At 39.7% G+C, this 19867-nt stretch carries 13 protein-coding genes and 1 tRNA gene; 3 read left to right on the top strand and 11 right to left on the bottom strand.

Annotated elements, in window-relative coordinates:
* Window positions 1-78: 78 nt before the first annotated feature.
* The 8 genes from SPI61_RS03235 to SPI61_RS03200 form a co-directional block, all read right to left on the bottom strand.
* Window positions 79-6564, bottom strand: a complete 6486-nt coding sequence (locus SPI61_RS03235) for a S8 family serine peptidase (protein WP_321136688.1) — start codon at window positions 6562-6564, stop codon at window positions 79-81.
* A 425-nt stretch (window positions 6565-6989) separates the two neighbouring features.
* Entirely contained in the window at window positions 6990-7880 is an 891-nt protein-coding gene (locus tag SPI61_RS03230) for a N(4)-(beta-N-acetylglucosaminyl)-L-asparaginase (RefSeq protein WP_321136687.1), read from the bottom strand.
* 9 nt (window positions 7881-7889) lie between these two features.
* Window positions 7890-9041, bottom strand: coding sequence for an iron-containing alcohol dehydrogenase (locus SPI61_RS03225; protein ID WP_321136686.1), 1152 nt, complete (start codon window positions 9039-9041; stop codon window positions 7890-7892).
* A gap of 54 nt (window positions 9042-9095) precedes the next feature.
* On the bottom strand, window positions 9096-9605 hold the full coding sequence (gene tpx / locus SPI61_RS03220) for a thiol peroxidase (RefSeq protein WP_321136685.1): 510 nt from the start codon (window positions 9603-9605) through the stop codon (window positions 9096-9098).
* A gap of 718 nt (window positions 9606-10323) precedes the next feature.
* Window positions 10324-11145 carry an NAD(+)/NADH kinase gene (locus SPI61_RS03215; RefSeq protein WP_321136684.1) on the bottom strand — a complete coding sequence of 274 codons (822 nt, stop codon included), beginning with the start codon at window positions 11143-11145 and terminating at the stop codon, window positions 10324-10326.
* A 1-nt stretch (window position 11146) separates the two neighbouring features.
* The gene (gene lipA / locus SPI61_RS03210) at window positions 11147-12007 is read right to left on the bottom strand and encodes a lipoyl synthase (RefSeq protein WP_321136683.1); all 861 of its coding nucleotides are present in this window, start codon (window positions 12005-12007) and stop codon (window positions 11147-11149) included.
* Between the two features lie 2 nt (window positions 12008-12009).
* Window positions 12010-12990 carry a lipoate--protein ligase gene (locus SPI61_RS03205; protein WP_321136682.1) on the bottom strand — a complete coding sequence of 327 codons (981 nt, stop codon included), beginning with the start codon at window positions 12988-12990 and terminating at the stop codon, window positions 12010-12012.
* 113 nt (window positions 12991-13103) lie between these two features.
* On the bottom strand, window positions 13104-14288 hold the full coding sequence (locus SPI61_RS03200) for an amidohydrolase (protein ID WP_321136681.1): 1185 nt from the start codon (window positions 14286-14288) through the stop codon (window positions 13104-13106).
* Between the two features lie 122 nt (window positions 14289-14410).
* Between SPI61_RS03200 and SPI61_RS03195 the strand changes: the two genes are divergently transcribed.
* Window positions 14411-15097: a phosphoribosylaminoimidazolesuccinocarboxamide synthase gene (locus SPI61_RS03195; RefSeq protein WP_321136680.1), complete on the top strand. Its 687-nt coding sequence runs from the start codon at window positions 14411-14413 to the stop codon at window positions 15095-15097.
* 93 nt (window positions 15098-15190) lie between these two features.
* Here the strand turns inward: SPI61_RS03195 and groL are convergent, their stop codons facing one another.
* Both groL and SPI61_RS03185 read right to left on the bottom strand, forming a co-directional pair.
* Complete coding sequence (gene groL / locus SPI61_RS03190) at window positions 15191-16825, bottom strand: chaperonin GroEL (protein ID WP_321136679.1); 1635 nt, start codon at window positions 16823-16825, stop codon at window positions 15191-15193.
* Window positions 16826-16838: 13 nt separating this feature from the next.
* The gene (locus tag SPI61_RS03185; RefSeq protein WP_321136678.1) at window positions 16839-17120 is read right to left on the bottom strand and encodes a co-chaperone GroES; all 282 of its coding nucleotides are present in this window, start codon (window positions 17118-17120) and stop codon (window positions 16839-16841) included.
* A 180-nt stretch (window positions 17121-17300) separates the two neighbouring features.
* Here SPI61_RS03185 and SPI61_RS03180 point away from each other — a divergent pair, with 180 nt between their 5' ends.
* Together SPI61_RS03180 and pip are read left to right on the top strand one after the other, a co-directional pair.
* The gene (locus tag SPI61_RS03180) at window positions 17301-18221 is read left to right on the top strand and encodes a TIGR01212 family radical SAM protein (protein ID WP_321136677.1); all 921 of its coding nucleotides are present in this window, start codon (window positions 17301-17303) and stop codon (window positions 18219-18221) included.
* Window positions 18211-19119, top strand: coding sequence for a prolyl aminopeptidase (gene pip, locus SPI61_RS03175; protein ID WP_321136676.1), 909 nt, complete (start codon window positions 18211-18213; stop codon window positions 19117-19119). Before SPI61_RS03180 ends, pip begins: the two co-directional genes overlap by 11 nt.
* 65 nt (window positions 19120-19184) lie before the next feature.
* Here pip and SPI61_RS03170 read toward each other — a convergent pair.
* Window positions 19185-19261 (bottom strand) — tRNA-Val (locus SPI61_RS03170).
* Between the last annotated feature and the right edge of the window lie 606 nt (window positions 19262-19867).

Genomic DNA, 19867 nt, shown 5'->3' with positions numbered 1-19867 from the left:
ATAATAATTATATCACATGGCGCACCTTGTGTCAATCACAAAGACAACCAATCTATGTACCCCCCGCAAGGGGGAAAACTATTTCTCAAGTTTTTTTGTAAGTTTTAAAACAAGCTCTGCAAGCTCTCCTCGTTTTAAATATCCTTTAGGGTTAAAAGTTGAATCGGCATTTCCTTGAACAATTCCGATATTTGTAAGTTCATAAACTTCTTCTTTTGCCCAATCTGAAATTTCTTTATCATCTTTATAAATAGGCTTCATAAGATTTGTCTCGAAATTATAGCCGTAAGTTCTAAATAGTCTTACGATAATCGTAGCCATCTGTTCACGTGTAAGAGTCTTATTCGGTTCAAAATGCTTTGCATCAACACCTAAAACAATCTTCTTAGATGCCGCCCAATTAATAAACGGTGCATAGAATTCATTACTGTCGACATCTTCAAATATGTTTTTGTTAAACTCCGCAGGATTTATATTCATAAGCCTTCCAAGTGCAGTCACAAATTCCGCTCTTGTTGTCGGTTTTTCCGGCATAAACACAGTCTTGTTTGCAAAGTCATTAAAGATACCTTTTGCGAAACATTCGACGATAGCATTTTTTGCCCAATGTGAATTGTAGTCCGTGTTCACATCTGCGGTTGTTTTTTTGCCTTCGTCTTTAACTACAGCAGTTTCTGTTTTCTTTTCATTTTTCTTTTCCTTAGTTACATCTTTTTTGTTATTTATTCTTCTGTGCGGTTTGAAATAATCATGTCCTTCTTCCGGAGTGTGCGGGACGAACGGAACATCCGGTTTTTTATCCGGTTTTCTCATTTCAACTTTCCAAATCGCCGTAACCGTCAAATCTCCGTCAACAACAATCGCATCTCCCGGATTTTTCTTTTCTCCCTTAACCATCCAACAGTCAAAAGATTTATCGCTCGGTGAATCAAATCCGTTTAGCGGAAGTTTAACTGTAGCTCCGACTTCAGCTTTAATATCTTCCATGCTACCACGTCCGCCGTTTCTTTCAAAGTGAATATTTACATAAACCTTTTCCTCTTTATTTTTGTATATTGCACGAACAGTTGTATCTTTGTCAACAAATATAGTTTCTCCTGCATTTCTAACCTTGCCATCAATATCCCATCCTGCAAAAACTTTTCCTTCAGGAATTTCAAAGTCTACTTCAGGTAATGCGAAGTCTTCACCTTTATTAACAATAAACTCTTCTGCCTTGTAGCCGTTATCTCTATCAACTGTAACAGTAACTTCTTCATTTGCTACTTCTTCAATTTTGTCCACAGCTGCATTCGGATCATAAATATAAGTCTTTACGCTCGCATTATACGCATAGTCAACTGCACGAACATATATAGTGTACTTGCCGTCGTTTGAAGTGTAATCCTCAAGCTTTTTGTTTGCATCATATGCTTCGCCGTTTACAAAAACTTCTTTAAGCATTATGCTTCCTTTGTCGCCGTTGTCGACCTTATCTGTAATGCTTATTCCTAGCATTGAATCCACTGTCTCTATAGTGTAGTCACCTTGAACTTCAGGCTCAATTTTAATTTCAGGCTTTTTGTTATCGATTCTTATTATATGTTGTGCCATGAAATTATCCGGTGAATTTCCCGCATAATCCTTTACATTCCAGTCCATAACATCTTTGTCCTTGCACGGGATTTCAACTCTGAACGGTCTGTGGTTGTCACTTGTTAAATCTCCATAAATAAGATACTCATCAACCATGCTTTCGTTAATTCTCATATGCCAGTTGAATCCGCCCTTGTCGCCTACAACGCCTTCAACAACAAGCGGACTCTTCTTTATATATAAAGTTCCATTTTTGTCAGGATTGAAGCTTGCAGTATTCATATCAAGTTCCGGACCGTCATCATCATAGTATAAACAGAAACCTTTTGATTCATAAATATTATTTTCATTTACTTCATTTTGTTTGTCAGCCTTAAACACTTCCATCCTAAGCATATTGAATCCCGGAAGTATTTCTATATCGATGTATTTATCCGACATATCGCTTGAATAATATTTTGCTTCTTCAATAGCTTCGAGGCCATTCTTACCAGGGTTGTAGCACACAAGCTTTATTGTATATCCATCTGCTATTTTAAATGATGTTTTTACAAAATATCTTTTCTTTTCATTATCTTCTACTACTCTTACTTTTTGATTGAATTCACCGGTTGCTGAGTCTTCTATAGGATTTAAGCCAGGTATAACCGGAGCCGTGCCTTTCTCCTTCTTAACCTCTCTCTTCGGCATTCTAATCTTAATTGTTTTCTCCTTAGAACCATTGCTTGCGGTTATATAAACTTCATCATTGTAATCTTTTGTGGAGTCGCTATCGTCGTTTACATTAGCATAGAAGTCAAATTCAAGTGTTTTGTCTTTATCATTATAGTTTAAAGTTTGAACTTTAGCTGTTCTAAAAAGCTTCTTCATTCCTTTTGACGCAAAGTATACTCTAGTCTTCTTATTAGCATTTAAAATCTTTCCGCGAATGTTGAAGCCGCCGTCTTCATTAGGTGTCATCATACCGATGTATCCACTGTTTTTAAGTTCCTCTAAAGTCTCGTCGTGATACTGCAGTGGCTCTCCGTTTTCATATTGAGTCGGTTGCCCGTTTTCGTCATAAACAGCATAAATTTCTTCTGTGATTTTTTCGTGTGTAAATGGATTTTCTCCTTCTTTTAAAAGCGGGTTCACTAGATCTCTTCTTAAATCTTTTGCTTCAAGTTCTCTATATGTGCTGCCTTTGTATATTTCAAAGTCAGGTGCAATTTGTGGAGTTTCATCATCGTCATCTTTATTATCTTCAGACGGCACTGACTCTTCTTTTTTGCCAAATTTTGATTCATCAATTTCCACTTCAGTTATAAGAATTTCTTCCTTTTCTTCATTAAAGCCGACCATTTTTCTTTCAATTCTAAATAGCTTAACTTCAACTTTTCCATCTTGAGGTTCAGCAAATTTTAAAACATATTCATCAGAAACGTTACTTGCTCCATCAAGAGCTGCTATAGTTACTTTACTTCCTATCAAATCTTTGGAAATATTTTCTATCACATAGCTACCGTCATCTTCTTTATAAACAGTTAATTTCTTAGTATCATCATAGTCTTTGTCAAGGTTTGCACCAACAAACCAAACTTTTCTTTCAACTTCTTTAAACTTTTCCGGCATTTCGACTTGGTCTGTAAGGTAGAAAGTTCTGTCTTTAAATTCTTCTTTTTGCTTGTGATAAGTGTCCTTAGCTACAATCTTAATCTTATTAGGATCTGTAACGTCGACTGACTCTATCGTTGGTTTAGTGTTGTCAATCTTAACAGGTATATATGACTTTTGCCATGGGTAGTCAGGTGTAAGTCTATACATAAACTCGTAATAATATTGACCTTCTGCAAGTGGATATTCACCGCCAATTATCTCTTCATATTCTTTTCCGCCAAATTCTTTCTTTTCTACATGGTGAGGATTATATATCCTACCGTCCCACTTTAGATCGCCCAATATCTTCAATCTACTTGGCTTAAGTCCGGATGCTGTATTTCTTTTAGAATTTAGTATGCCGCGCACAAATTGAGAAACGTTCATGACTTTAAGATCTCTAGTCTTCGTTGCATCAACAATTGAGATTTTTGCATTGCTTGCAGATCTCAAAATAAGTGGGCTCGGCGTAACATTAGGAATTGCTTCAAAATCTTTTACTACATCACTTCTACTTACGGAATTATTCAAGCTTATATTATTGTTCAAACTAAATAGTTCCGGATCTTGTTTTAGTTTCGGATTTCCATCTTTAGTGTTTTGTATCACTCCTGCCGGGTGGAAGTCATCTATGTCGTGATCTCCACCTACACCTGAGTTCAATGTTCCAGGTCTTTTCGGTTTTCCATTCTCATCATATCCGACAACTTCAGCCGACTTCGAGCCTTCTTCCCATGCCCACTTATCTATAATCGGTTCGTTGTTCCAATCGCCTGCAAAGCCCATAACCGGCATGCTTAGGCTAGGATTTGCTTCTTCATCTTTCGATTCAAATTTAATAAAGCTTTCGACGAATTTATTGTGTGCATCTCCCGTCTTCATTGTTGCGGACAAATTGAAGTTTGAGTTTGCAGGAACTGTAATTTCTTCAGTATCAAACTTTATCTCTGCTCCGTTAACAATTTCCGGGTGAATTTCTGCAACTGTCTTACCCTTATCTTCGGTGCTGTTTAATTCATCGAGTTTAAGTTTCGGCATATTGCCGTCTGTTGTTACAGGTGACGCACTTACAGTAAATTTAATATCTTTGTCAGATGTGTTTGACAATGTAATAGTAAATGTCTTTTCTCCAGTTTTAATTTCTCTCAAGCTTACAGAACCGTAGCTGTTCGTTTGTCCATCGCTTCCCAAAGCTTTTGATGAAACCACAACGTTATTCTTTGATGCTTTTAAAATGTTTATAAGTCCTGCGCCTTGTTGTCTCGGGGAGGCAAATAAATATTTTCCGTCGTTTTCTGTCGTTTCATCAAGCATCGGCGATGCTGTGTTTTGTAGCATAATCTTAGTAAGTGAGACCAAGTCTATGCCCATATCTTTTAATACTTTTGTTTCCACAAGCTCTTTAAGTCTCGGTCTTATAAGAACCGTCGAAGCCGAAACAACCGGTGTTGCCATCGATGTTCCGCTCATATATCCGTATCTCGAATCCTTCGTCGGATCATTTCCTACGACATTCAGCGTTGAATAAATATTTTTACCAGGAGCTGAAACGTCAGGTTTCAAGAGAAGGTCGTTTCTCGGTCCCCAGCTTGTTGAACCTGCCGGGACGCTTCTTTTTTCATCAAGAATTATATCGTCTACATTGAAGTCAAGTAAAAGTTTATTTTCTTGTCCTACAGTCGGCTTTAATTTATTGTACTTGTTCATATCAACACGATATTCTCTGTCAGACTTATAATCTGTATCCCCGTCGTATGATTTAATCATCGACCAAAGCTTAACCCCGTCTTCTCCTGAAATAGAAAATACTTGTACCTTAGTCTTTTCATCTTCTTCATAGCCCATAGCCGGAATTGCTTCCCAGTCGTCTCTGTTGTAGTATGAAACTGTGTTTACGACTATAACGCCAAGCGCACCTTTATCACGAACCTTCTTAAATGCATACTTCATGTCTGTAGAGAAGATTCTATCCATAACTACAATTTTGCCCTCTAAGTCTTTACCAAGTATGTCTTCGTCTTGACATTTTCCAAGATAAACAAAACTGTAATCGCCGGCTTTAAATTTATTCTTATCAAAGAATGCCCCTATTTGTGAGTACTTAAACTCCTCGTCGCCAATCTTAACAGCATTAAATCTAATTTTTGTATTTCTTGCAGAGCCTACTGCAATAGCGTCTTCATGTGCAGCCGTTCTTGTAACATTGCCTGTATCGGTCATGTTAAGAGCGTTGTTTGCATATCTGTCCCATGAAGAGTCCGATGAAGCAGTCGCATAGTTGCCTGTTGCAACACAAACCGGAATTCCTTTTTCGCGAAGAGTTCTGATTGCGCCCCAATACTTCTCGCCCTTTAAACCGGTTCCATGGAAACCTGAGCTGATAGAAATAACGTCAACATCATGTTTGATACAGTCTTCAAATGCATGAAACATCGTTTCATCTCCTGCAAAAGCGTCGCTTGTGTATGTGTAAATCTTGTAGGACAACACTTGTGCATTAGGTGCAATACCTCTTATGCCTCTGTGATTTTTCAAATCATCTTCTGTAGCATTTGCAGCCAAAATTCCACCAATGTGCATTCCGTGCGGATCATGATAAAAACTGCCGTCCGGATAATTGTCGACAGTATTCTTGCCGCCGTCCATATAATTGAATCCGTGCGGAATCTTCATCGACATACCGAACTCGGTCGGTTGTTTTATCTTTGCAACTTTTTCAGCTTCCGGATCAAGACGCATATCCTTGTGTCTTGCATCCATTCCGCTGTCGATATTTGCAATAAGCATTCCTCTTCCGTCGAATGCTCTACCGATTGAATTTTCATCCGCACCGATTTCTTTTAAATAGTCACTTGCTTCATTTACATGAGTAAGTTCTCTTGCATTTTCCATGAGTGGAATAACTTTTTCGGCTCTTTCAACACTTTTTACTCCATCAATGTGAAGAATATAGTCCAAAAATCCATCTCCGGTCTCAACAGCAAGCCCATTAAACAAAATATTATACTCGTACTTAATTTCCGTTTGCGGTAGCTTTAAAAGCGCTTCCTTAACTGCACCTCTCATCTCCTCAGAGCTGAGCTCCACAATATAAACTGTTTTCTCTCCGAAATCCTTTTCGGTTAAAGCATAGCTAACCGGCTGAACATCTACATCAGCAGAATTTCCGCTCCACTTCTCTGACACATTGTCGATCATCATTAGACCGTTTCCATGTGTCTCAACACCTGTCTCGCCCTCAAAGAGGTTGACCGTTTCCACGTTTTCACTTGCACGAACATTTGTCGTCAGTCCGACCATTGAACTGAAAATCATTGCGCCCGCAGTGAACAAACTCAATAATCTTTGTCTCATAGTTTTCTCCTTTTTATAATTTGATAATGATTTTCATTACCGTCGATAATTATATAATATATCATTTTCTTTGTCAAATTTGATTTGATAATATTCAATCTCCATTTTCTCAATTGTGTAAACTGTGTAAAATATTAAATAATTTATTGTTACGCTAAATAAACAAGTGTTGCGTAAATATTTCTCAAACTTTTTAAAACTCTGAAAATAAATATGCAACTTCTTATAAAGTCAAATAAAAATAATTGATACAAAAATTAATTTCAATATTTTCTACAATTAGTTTTGACAAAGCAGTTTCTCACAATTAAAAAAATGAAATAAGTCGACGCGATTTTTTTCAAAAATATGTACGCAAATTTTTCTATCAATTTTTTTCAAAAAATTTTTTTAAATAAAATAAAAAAAGTGGGTTTCCCCACTTTTTAAATGTCATATTGATTCTTTCTCTTTTCATAAACTTTGCCGAAATCTTTCGAAACATAATATTCGACTTCATCGCCCGTGCAAACCACAAATGGAAATTCATCTCTGTTTGAAGCGGCGCCCCATTCTCCGTCTTTGTTCACGCAAACTACGGAAAAATCTCTCGGCTTTTGATTTTTTCTTATGAAATTTTCGTGCAAATCTTTAACTGCCTTTCCCGCGGCTTCGCTCGGACTCATTCCCGACTTCATAAGATTCACAATTTGAAAAGAAAGCGTTCCCTTCATAATATCTTCGCCAACTCCGGTCGCAGTTGCTCCTCCGATTTCGCTGTCTGCATAAAGCCCCGGACCAACAAGCGGTGAGTCGCCGACTCTTCCTTTTCTCTTCATGAAAAGTCCCGACGTCGAAGTTGCAGCTACAACTCTACCGCCGCTTGCAATAACCGAGCCGACGGTGTCGTGTCCCTTGTCAAGGTCAGTCATGTCGTGAATCTTTTGCAGCCATCTTGCCTTTGCAGGTTCAGTCAAAAGTTCCTCGCTCTTAAAACCGTTTTCAAGTGCAAATTGAAGCGCACCGTCGCCCACAATGAAATTGTCATAAGGTCTACCGACAAGAAGTCTCGCAACGGAAACCGGCGTCTTTATATTTCTCATAGATGCAACTGCTCCGAAGCTCAAAGTATCGCCGTCCATAATTGCTGCGTCAAGCTCAACGTCGCCCTCTTCATTCGGCCACCCCGAATAACCCACATTGTGAAAATCTGGATTGAGCTCGATATCGTTTATGAGCCCGCAAATCGCATCTTCAACACTCTTTCCCTCTTTCAAAAGGTCGCGCGCAATCTTCACGCCCTGAAAACTTATCTCCCAAGTTGAAATAATCGTCATGTCGCGCCTCTAAAGAGCAGATTTATAAATCTTTAAAATGTCTTCGTGCTTCAAATCCGAATAGTCGACCTTGAACTCGTCCGTATTCATTGCCATTTCTTCGAGTCTCGACTCATCGATATCCATCTCGTGAAGCTTTGTCGGAGCGCCGAGTTCCTTGAAAAATTCCTGAATCTTTTCGATTGCAAGTTCCGCTGCTTCATCTTCATTCATTCCGCTTGCATCGACATCGAAAACTCTCTTTAAAAATCTCTTGAACTTTTCGCCGTGGCCCTTGTAAACATATTTCAAATAATGCGGATGCACAATCGCAAGACCGAGACCGTGCGGAATGTGATAATATGCGCTAAGAGTGTGCTCAAGCGTGTGACTTTGCCAGTCTTCGCCCTTGCCGAGCGCCAATAGACCGTTTATTGCAAGGCTTGCAATCCACATTAAATTGCTTCTTGCGCCGTAGTTCTCCTGATTTTTAATTGCAACGCGCGCATTTCGTATAACCGCCGCCATCAAACTTTCGCTCAAATTGTCCGAAATATTGTCGTCGTCCGGCAAACTGAAATAAACTTCCATAATGTGGCTGAACATATCGACAATTCCCGAAACCATTTGAACTTTCGGAACAGTGTATGTGAAAGTCGGGTCGAGAAGTGAGAACACCGGATAGAGAAGCGGATTTCCGTATGAGCATTTAATCTTTACATCCGGATTTGTAATAACGCCGCCCGAATTCATTTCGGAGCCCGTGCCGACCATTGTAAGCACAGAGCCCAACGGAATCGCATCCGTAATATCGCTCTTCTTCATAAAAAGTTCATCCCAAAAATCGCCGTCAAGCTTTGCCCCCGCGGCAATCGCTTTTGCGGAGTCGATGACCGAGCCTCCGCCGACCGCTAAAATAAAATCTATGTCATTTTTTCGACAGAGCTCGATTCCTTCGTACACCTTTGTTGTTTCAGGATTTGGAATAATCCCCGAAAGTTCAGTTACAGACTTTCCTTCGAGCCCCTTCATAACCTTGTCGTAAATTCCGGTCTTTTTTATACTGCCGCCGCCGTAAACGAGAAGAATGCGTTTGTATGGTTTAATCTCTTCCTTCAAATGTTCGACTGCGCCTTCCTTGAAAATAATCTTAACCGGATTTCTAAAAATAAAACCGTCCATAAAAACCTCCTTAAGTACAGAAAAACCCGCACGTAAAAACGGCGGGCTATTAAACTATAAACTCTTTAAAGCTTCAAGAGCCTTGTCAAAATCAGGCAAATTCGTTGCTTCAGGAACATATTCTACATACTTCACAACGCCTTCCTTGTCGATGATAACGACACCTCTTGCAAGAAGCATGAGTTCCTTAATCAAAAAGCCGTACTTCGTTCCGAAATCGTGTGCCTTGTAATCTGACAACATAATTAAATTGTCAATACCCTTTGCAGCGCAGAAATTTGCTTGTGCAAACGGCAAATCGCAGCTGATTGTAAGAATAACAACATCCTTCAAATCAGAAGCTTCTTTGTTGAAAATCTTGGTTTGTTCTTCGCAAACCGGCGTATCGATTGAAGGAACAACGCTGATAACAACAGTCTTTCCCTTTAGTTCACATAGACAAAAATCGCTTAAATCCTTCTTTGTTGCTTCAAAATCTTGAGCCTTATCGCCAACCTTTACTTCCGGTCCGATCAAAGTCATCGGATCCTTCATAAATGTGATAGCACCTTTTCTTTCTTCCATATTAATACCTCCTTAAATAAATTAAAAACTGTGCAAACTATTCGCACAACATTTTTAACCCTTCACAAATATTATTACCCAACACACAACGAAAATAACGAATGATATAATTTGAAAATAAAAAAATCGAGAAAATATTTTGAAAAATGAATGAAAAGTTTAAATTATTGACTTGTCTTCATTCGCAAGCACGGCGTAGCGTGACGAAATACGTTACAACGTAAGGAAGAGCGGTGTCATTGCACCGGTTTTGTCGTTTGATTTTTGATGAAATAAAAAACCCCAAACAATTCTCCATTATAGCGGCGATACGCTTTTCTCTGCACTCAATTACAAAATCAAAGATTTCTATTTCGTGCGTCGAAAAACCGGTCGCCGTTACGGATGGCGTTTGTAATTTTATACAATTTATACACACTGTTATTTGCGTGGAATTTTCGATGAGAAACGCTTAGATGAAATATTTTAGGAGTGAGACTTTTTTGCGGGAGGACACACAGTGCCGTCCCGCTACGTCCTGCGTTTGCAACATAATACATTCTCAAATCCTTATTGCGAAAAGTCCCGCAAATATCTCACATCCAAATTTGCGAGGATATTTTGATGAGAAACGGCTAGATTGAGGGTTTTAGGAGTGAGGCATATTGGTAAATATGCCGCAACGACTAAAACACGAGATCAGTCGTTTATCGCAAAATAGACCGCAAATCGAACTCGACTAAATGAATTTGTCTTTGAGGTTCTTCCAGTATATATCCTTATCCAAATGCAGTCTGTTCACGAAAGTGTTGCTGATTGTGGTTTCAATTTTTCGAATGTTTCTGACAAAGTTTTCAACGCCGTCTTCGACAATCAAGACGGATTTTTCGTATTTCGTTTCAGGGTAGATGTCGATGGTGTAATTTCCCGGCATGACGATCGGATTTAGAAGCGAACGATATGCCGCACTTGAAATCGGTGCGAGCGGACTCATTTGCATTGTTTCGATGCTCGGGTGCACAATCGCACCGCCGACCGAGAAGTTGTACGCGGTCGAGCCGACGGATGTCGAGATGATGATGCCGTCTCCTGAAAATTTTTGCAGGAAATTTCTTTCGACATAGACGTCCATGTGGATGACTTTCGAATTTATTCCCTTTATAAGAATTTCATTTATCGCATAAAACGAGAGTTCGCTGCCGTCACTTGTGGTTGCGACGGATTTTATGAGTTTCATTTCGTCGGTAATAAATTCTTCTTTTTTCAGCATATGCACAAGCGTCGGAATTTCGTCAACGCCGATTTCCTGGAAAAATCCAAGTCCGCCGGTGTTTATTCCGATAAACGGCGCCGAATGAAATTCGCTCAGTCTCACCGATTGCAAAAATGTACCGTCGCCCCCGACAACAATGTTTACGTCAAAATCTCCGCCCTTGTTGTCGAGCGATTTTATATAGACCTTTTCTGCCTCAACACCGAGCGAGCGAAAGCGCTCCTCGAGTTCGTTTGCAACTTCGATTGACGACGGGTATTCATTCAAAAAAATTCTAACTCTTTTCATTTTATCCTTCCAACATTTGCGCGTGATAGCTGCTTCGAACAAAAGGTCCGCTCGAAACGCTCTTAAATCCGAGTTCAAGTCCGAGCTCTTTGTATCTTTCAAATTGCTCCGGCGTTACATATTCCACAACGTCGGCGTGTTTTCTCGAAGGTTGGAGATATTGCCCGATTGTGAGCATGTCGCAGTCCACGCTTCGAAGCATTTTCATAAGATTTACAACCATCTCTTCAGTTTCACCGAATCCGACCATCATGCCGGATTTCGTGATGAACCCCTTTTCCTTTGCATATCTCAAAACTTCGAGACTCCAGTCCATATTTGACTGCGGACAAATTTCCTCAAAAAACTCCGGCACAACTTCAACATTGTGGTTTATGATGTCCGGCTTTGCGCTGAAAATAGTGTCCAAATGTTCGTGCACCCCGTGCATATCCGGAATCAAAAGCTCGACTGTCGTGCCCGGATTTACTTTTTTTATCTCCTCGCACACGCGCTTGAAATGCTCCGCGCCGTAATCCTCCAAATCGTCTCTGTCGACACTCGTCACGACCGCATGTTTAAGTCCGAGTTTCTGTACCGCAAAAGCAACTTCCTGCGGTTCAAACTTGTTCACCGGCTCCGGCTTTTTTGTCGTGACATTGCAAAATCTGCAATTTCTCGTACAATTTTTCCCGAGAATCATAAATGTCGCAGTTCTCGCAGCGTAGCACTCCATCTTGTTCGGACAATTCGCCTCCGAGCAAACAGTGTTCAAATTATAATTTAAAAGTGTATGTTCAACCGTGTTGGAATTTTGGTTGCCCTGAAGTTTGACCTTAATCCACTCCGGCTTTTTTAAATGCTTAGTTTTTTTCTCACTCATAACTATTCTCCTCTATATAAATGCTTCAAATCGGAAATAAAATCGTCATTTGTCATGCCGATTATAAAATCTCCGATATCAAATTTGAGCTCGTCTTCAATCGACTCTATATCTATACCCCGAATCGAACTCAAAAACGGCTCCAATTCATTATTCAAAAAGAAGTCTCCCATAATCTTCAGTTTTTTTATCTTTCCGTCCTCGTCATCGAGCCCGTACTCAACAAGTCCGAACGGATATTTCTTCGCCATATATTTTCTCGAATGCTCTTTGTCGTAGCCCGTCTTATTAAAATCCAGAAAGTCCGACAAATACTTCTTCAAACCCTCGAGCTCATCATTTGACGGCTCGCGAATTTCAGAAATATTATGATAATCCACAATATTTTTTGCAATATAATCTATAAATTCATGCACATCCATGTCCACGTAATTTTTTATAAGACCCACATGCGCACGATGCGAATGAACATTTTTATCTATAAATTTTATTTCGCGCGCCTTCATCGAACCCGACAAAAGCTCCATATCCGCATCAAAAAGAAGAGTTCCGTGGTGAATGATTCTGTCCTTGTAGCGGTACTGAGCATTCCCGGAAACTTTTTTGTCGCCAATCATTATGTCATTTCTACCCGTAAAATCCGCATCGAGCCCCAATTTTTTTAGAGCCAAAACAACCGGGTGCGCAAAACTTTTGAAAAGATTTTCATCCTTGTCGTCGCGATTTGTGATAAAAGTGTATTGACAGTTGTTCAAATCGCAATAAACCGTGCCGCCGCCCGAAAGCCTTCGAACAACGTGCATATCATGTGCTTTTGTAAAATCTGTATTTATCTCAAGCTCCAAATTCTGATTTCTCCCGATCAAAACCGTCGGCTCATTTTGCCAAATCATAAAAACCGACTCGCGAGTATCTTTTAAAAAATATTCTTCAAGCGCGTGATTAAAAGAAGGATCAACGCTCTTGTTTATAACATAAATCATATAAATTCCTCCTCTTCTATTTTATATTAAAACGGTGTTTTTTTCAAACACAGGTCTCTCGAGTTGAAAAATAAGTGTCGAAAAAAATCTCACAAAAAAAGCGGCATAACCGCTTAATTTTTGAGCATGGATTCATATGTTAAAAGTGTTGCATTGAAATATTTTTCGAGATTCTCGTCGTCGAAGTCAAATGTCGAGCTGTGGTGACTCCCCGCAAGGTCGGCGCCAAAAAGAAGGTGAATTGCATTTCCGCCGTTTTCTTTCACATCCAAAATATATTTCGTCACGTCTTCACTTGCGCCGAAATTCGGATTAAGCGTCGTTTTAAATCCCGCATCTCTTAAATTTTTCGACAATTTTTCGGTGAGTTCTCCGTCTTCCTCAACATACCCCCTAGCTTCCCCGATAATCTCAACAGTCGAGCTTCCACCGACAGCCTCGGAAATATTTCTCGAAGTTTTCAAAATCGTTTCGTACATTTCGTCCAGCACATCGTTGTCGATCGCGCGAAGGTCGATGCCGAGAGTTATTTCATCCATTATGATGTTTAGCGCATTTCCTCCGTGAATCATCCCGATATTCATCACGCGCTTTTTCTTTGAATCTTCAATCAAAGTACGATTTAAATTTATAAATGCGAGCGCCATATTGAGTGCTGAAATTCCATTTTCCGGATTGTTCGCAGCGTGTGCGGCTTTTCCGAAAAATTTTACGAGAAGTTTTTTGACTCCTAGAAAATTCGTGCTTCCGACTCCTATAAACCCTTCCGGCTCGCCGAGTCCGATGTGGTATCCGATCATATTGTCAACGTCTTTTGTCACAAACTCCGGAATTTTCGCAGCACCTTGCACTCCCTCTTCCGCAGGTTGAAATAAAATTCTTACGCCCCTTCCCGAATAAAGATTTGGCTCTTCGTTGAATTTTTCTGCAAGTTTTAAAGCGATTGAAATGTGTCCGTCGTGACCGCAGGCGTGCATATTTCCATCGATTTCCGAGCGAAATCCTAAATTTTTCGGAACGTGTTCATCACTCGTCGATTCCAAAACCGGAAGAGCATCGATGTCCGAGCGAAACATAAAAAACGGTGCATGTCCGAACTCTATCAAAGCTCCGGTGTAACCCTCGTCAATGTCCGCATCGCTTGAAACTTCGGATTTGTCGTAAAGCCTTTTTCCGAAAATAAGTTTTCCGTTTTCAAAATTTTTTAAATAAGAAATAATTTTTCTTGTAGTTTTATATTCTTTAAAGCCTGTTTCAGGGATTTTGTGAAACTCGCGGCGCAATTCTTTTATATCCATTTCTCTCTCCTTTTTAATTTAATTATACCACAAATTTTACATATATTCGAAAATATATCTTGAATCACTTGACAACACGCGCCGCTTAGGTATAAAATAATGAGTGGATTGGGGGGTTTACTTTGAAAAAATTATACCAAGGAAAAACAAAAGACGTTTATGAATTAAACGACAAAGAAGTTTTACTCAAGTTTAAAGACGATGTAACCGGAAAGGACGGAGTTTTCGACCCGGGTCAAAATCATGTCGGACTCACTATGGAAGGCGCAGGACACTCAGCTTGCATGCTTACAAAATTCTTCTATGAAAAACTTAACGAAAAGGGCTTAAACACACACTTCGTTTCAGCAGACACTGAAAAAAATGAAGCTGTTGTAAAGAAGGCAAAAGTTTTCGGAAACGGCGTTGAAGTTATTGTAAGATACAGAGCTGTCGGCTCATTCATCAGACGTTACGGACAATATGCCGAATCGGGAATGAAGCTTCCTTCATATGTTGAAATCACTCTAAAGGATGACGACAGAGACGATCCTCTAATCACAAAGGACGCTCTTGAAATGCTCGGAATTATGACAGGCGACGAATACGAAGAACTTGTTGATCTTGCAAAACACATCGGCGAATTTGTTAAAGAAGAACTCGATAAAAAGGGTCTCGAACTTTACGATATTAAATTCGAATTTGGAATGATCGACGGCAAAGTCGCACTCATCGACGAAATTTCAGGCGGAAACATGCGTGCATACAAAGGTGACGAATATATCGAACCATTGAAACTCGAAAAAATCCTTTTGGAAGACGTAAAATAGTATGTAATATAAACGTGCAAATTGCAAAATCTGCACGTTTTTTTGTTGCAATAAAAAAAGTGCAGCACGTGGTATGCTGCACATTTTATTTTATTACATCATTCCGCCCATCGGCATTCCGCCGCCTGCCATTTGCGGATTCATTTCGTCATCTTTAGGAAGATCTGTCACTGTTGCTTCGGTTGTAAGAACCATTGCTGCAACGCTTGCTGCATTTTGAAGTGCGCTTCTTGTAACCTTTGTCGGGTCTACAATTCCTTCCTTGATCATGTCTACATATTTATCGTGAAGAGCGTCATATCCCATGCCCTTTTCTTTTTCAAACACTGCTGAAACAATTACGCTTCCTTCTTTTCCTGCGTTTTCAGCGATTTGTCTTAGAGGTTCTTCAAGAGCTCTCAAGATAATCATGACGCCTGTCTTTTCGTCGCCTTCAGTTTCGTCGAGAAGCGGTTTTACATCTTCGATTGTGTCGATAAGAGCAACTCCGCCGCCTGCGATAATTCCTTCTTCAACAGCTGCGCGTGTTGCGTTAAGAGCATCTTCGATTCTAAGTTTCTTTTCTTTGAGCTCAGTTTCTGTTGCCGCACCTACTTGAACAACTGCAACGCCGCCTGAAAGTTTTGCGAGTCTTTCTTGAAGTTTTTCTCTATCGAAATCGGACTCACTTTCTTCGTATTGAGTGCGAAGTTGTTTTACTCTTTCCTTAATCTTTTCATCGTCGCCTGCGCCCTTAACAATCACAGTATTTTCCTTTTCAACTTTAACTTTTTGTGCACTTCCGAGCATATCTATAGTCGTGTCTTTGAGTTCATATCCTAGGTCGGATGAAACAACTGTACCGCCTGTTAAAATTGCGATATCTTCAAGCATTGCCTTTCTTCTGTCGCCAAAGCCCGGAGCTTTAACAGCAACACAGTTAAATGTTCCTCTTAATTTATTAACAACAAGTGTTGCCATTGCTTCGCCTTCGATGTCTTCAGCGATAATTAAAAGAGCTTTTCCCGATTGAACAATTTGTTCAAGAACCGGCAAAATGTCTTGAATATTTGTGATTTTCTTGTCAGTAATTAAAATATAAGGATTGTCAAGTTCAGCAATCATCTTTTCCGTATCGGTTACCATATAACTTGAAACATATCCTCTGTCAAATTGCATACCTTCGACAACTTCGAGAGTTGTGCCCATGCTCTTTGATTCTTCAACAGTTATAACACCGTCGTTTCCAACTTTTTCCATTGCTTCGGAAATGAGTTTTCCGATTTCTTCGTCGCCGGCTGAAACGCTTGCAACATTTGCAATCTTTTCTTTGGATTCAATCTTTACAGATTGTTTCTTTAGCGATTCAATAGTTTTAGCGACAGCTTTTTTGATTCCCTTTTGTAGAATCATCGGGTTTGAGCCTGCTGCCAAATTCTTTAAGCCCGCCTTTATAATTGCTTGTGCAAGAAGAGTTGCCGTTGTCGTTCCGTCACCTGCGACGTCATTTGTCTTTGTTGCAACTTCTCTTAAAAGTTGTGCCCCCATATTTTCCGCTTTATCTTCAAGTTCGATTTCTCTTGCAATTGTAACACCGTCGTTTGTAATGAGCGGTGAACCGTATGCTCTTTCAAGAACTACATTTCTTCCCTTAGGTCCAAGCGTTACCTTTACTGTGTCGGCAAGCTTGTTTATGCCCGTTTCCATCTTTGAACGAGCGTCACTTCCATATAATATATCTTTAGCCATAATTATCTCCCCCTTATTTTACAACTGCCAAAATGTCAGGCCATTTAACTATCAAATATATTTTGCCTTCATTTTTTACTTCAGTGCCTGAAAATTTACTAAATATAACTTTGTCACCAACGTGAAGTAAATCCTTTTTCTTTTCATCGTTTTGAATTTCTTCACTTATTGCAATAACATTTGCAATTGACGGTTGTTCTTGTGCACTTGTCGGAAGAACAATTCCGCCGGCTGTCTTTTCTTCAGCTTCAACCTTTTCAATTAAAATTCTGTCACCAAGTGGTTTAATTTGCATAATAACTACCTCCATATCATAGATAAACTCTAATTTCAGTAATTAGAGTTTCATTATTAGCAATCTCTATCGGTGAGTGCTAACTATTTATATTATACCCCCATTTCCTAAAAAATAACAGCTATTTATAAAAATTTATTCGAATTATGAATATTTAAAACTTTGTAGTATAATTTAAATATGGAAAGATATTATTCACTAAGCAGTTATTTAAAAAATAAATTTGGAGTTAAAATCGGAAAAGTTTGCCTCGACGGCGGATTTACATGTCCAAACAGAGACGGAACTTTGAGCAACTTGGGATGCATCTACTGCTCCGAAAGAGGGAGCGGTGAATTTGCAGGTTGCATTGGCGCAAAAACTATTTCTGAGCAAATCGCGCACCAAAAAACTATGTACGGCGGAAAGTGGAAAGTCGAAAAATACATCGCGTATTTTCAAAACTTCACAAACACATATAAACCGGTTTCCGAGCTTCGAAAAATCTACGACGAAGCGCTTTCGGACAAAGACATCGTGGGACTCGACATCGCTACGAGAGCGGACTGTATGGACCTTGAAAGAATCGAACTTCTAAAAGAGTATGACGAAAAAACGGAAACTTGGATTGAGCTCGGCATGCAATCCATCCACGAAAAAACTTTGGATTTTATAAATCGCGGATACAGCCACGAATACTTTGACAAAAAAGCGCGCGAGCTGATTGACGACGGATTTAAAATCATCGTACACATGATTTTGGGACTTCCGACCGAAACGAGGGAGGACATGCTTGAAACATTTGAATATGTAAAAGAGCTTCATCCGTTCGGCGTGAAAATTCACAGTCTTTACGTCGACAAACACTCGAGACTCGGAAAACTTTACACCGAAAAACCGTTTCCCGTGCTCACCGAAGAGGAATATGTAAATCTTGTTTGTGACGGAATGGAAATTTTGCCGCGCGACATAGTTTACCACCGAATCACCGGCGACCCGGTTCGGGAAAATCTCATCGTGCCTGACTGGACAAAGCACAAATGTGCAGTCATAAGCTCGATTCAAAAGGAACTCAAAAGAAGAAATATAGATTTTGTTGACGGAGGGAGAAATGAGAATTAATGAAAAAATAAAACTTAAAGTTGATGAAACGCACACTCTAAACATACTTGATTGCGGAAACAAAAATGGCGCACCCGTAATTTTTTTGCACGGCGGGCCGGGAGGATCGGTCGGCGAAAAATCGCTCGAATTTTTTAACGATAATCACCACGTCATACTTTTCGACCAAACGGGAACCGGCGAATCTACACCGTTTCTTGAAACAAAAAATGTCACCCCGTTTCACACTGTTGAGGACATGGAAAAAATTAGAGAACATTTCGGCATAGAAAAATGGACAGTTTTCGGCGGAAGCTACGGCTCAACGCTTGCCCTTCTCTATGCAATCGCGCACCCCGAAAGAGTGGAAAATCTGGTTTTAAGAGGAATATTTTTGGGGAGAGAGGAAGATGTTAATTGGCTCTATGAGGAAGGCGCAAGCTACTACTTCCCGGAACTTTTCGAAGAATACAAAAACTTTCTTCCGGAAAACAAAAGGGATAAAATCGTGGACTCCTACTACGAAATATTTATGTCCGACGACGAAGAAAAAAAGAAAGCCGCCGCAATAAAATGGGCAAATTGGGAAGACGGACTTGTGACACTCCTTCCCGAAGAAATGAACAACGAATATACCGACCAAAAAATGAGCCTTGCATTTTACGAATGCTTCTACTTTAAAAACAAAAACTTCTTCCCGACGGACAACTACATCTTGGAAAACGCCGACAAAATAAAAGATATAAAAACATATATCGTGCACGGAAGATACGACATCGACTGTCGCCCGATTGGCGCATATTGCCTCGCAAAAAAACTTGAAAATGTCGAGCTCTATATAACCGACGCTGCCGGTCACAGCCCCTATGAGGAAAACAATTTGAAAAAACTTATAGAAATAATGAACGAAATAAAATAAATATGCAAATAAAAAGGCGGTTCTTCCGCCTTACATAAAAAAAGCGCTCCAACCGGAACGCAAATTGGTGGACTGTACAGGACTCGAACTTGTGACCCCTGCAATGTGAATGCAATGCTCTAACCAACTGAGCTAACAGTCCATATCTTATAAACATATTATATGCCCATGTTTTTTGTTTGTCAACATGGGGTTTTTATATGAAATTCATTCGAAAGCACGACACACCGCCCATTTTTGTGTTTCGTTGTTATTACAACATACAACCACCGATGTGTTTATTAAATATCTCCCCAAAACCTTCTCCCAACATTCTCCCTCTTGGCGGCGATACACCTTTTTATCTCATCTCCGGGCGAAATTAAAAATTTCTGCTTGATGAATAAAAAAACTGGTCGCCGTTACAGACGGCGTTTATTTGAATCTATTTTTAAATTGTTTATACGCGTGTGTTTATCTATATCTCATGCGTCGAGACGTAGCCCGACGCTACAAACAACGTAATCACATCCAACAATAATTCATTCACAGTAATTTATTCTAACCTTAAAATTTTATCTTCGCGTATAACTTTTACGACATATGATTCTACACATCATTGTGTGCTTCCCAGAACGTAACGGCGCATGCACAATCGACGTCAACGACTCATTTCTCCTGTTCGTCGAAATGTCGTCGGACGTCTTTGTATAAGTCCTACCATCGTGTTTTTGATTTTGTCAAATCAAAAAGCACGGGTTAGGGCTAT

Source organism: Ezakiella sp., assembly GCF_034180565.1.
In the GTDB taxonomy this organism is placed as follows: Bacteria; Bacillota; Clostridia; order Tissierellales; family Peptoniphilaceae; genus Ezakiella.
The sequence above is the reverse complement of the archived record's forward strand: the minus strand, read 5'-3'. Positions and strand labels throughout refer to the sequence as shown.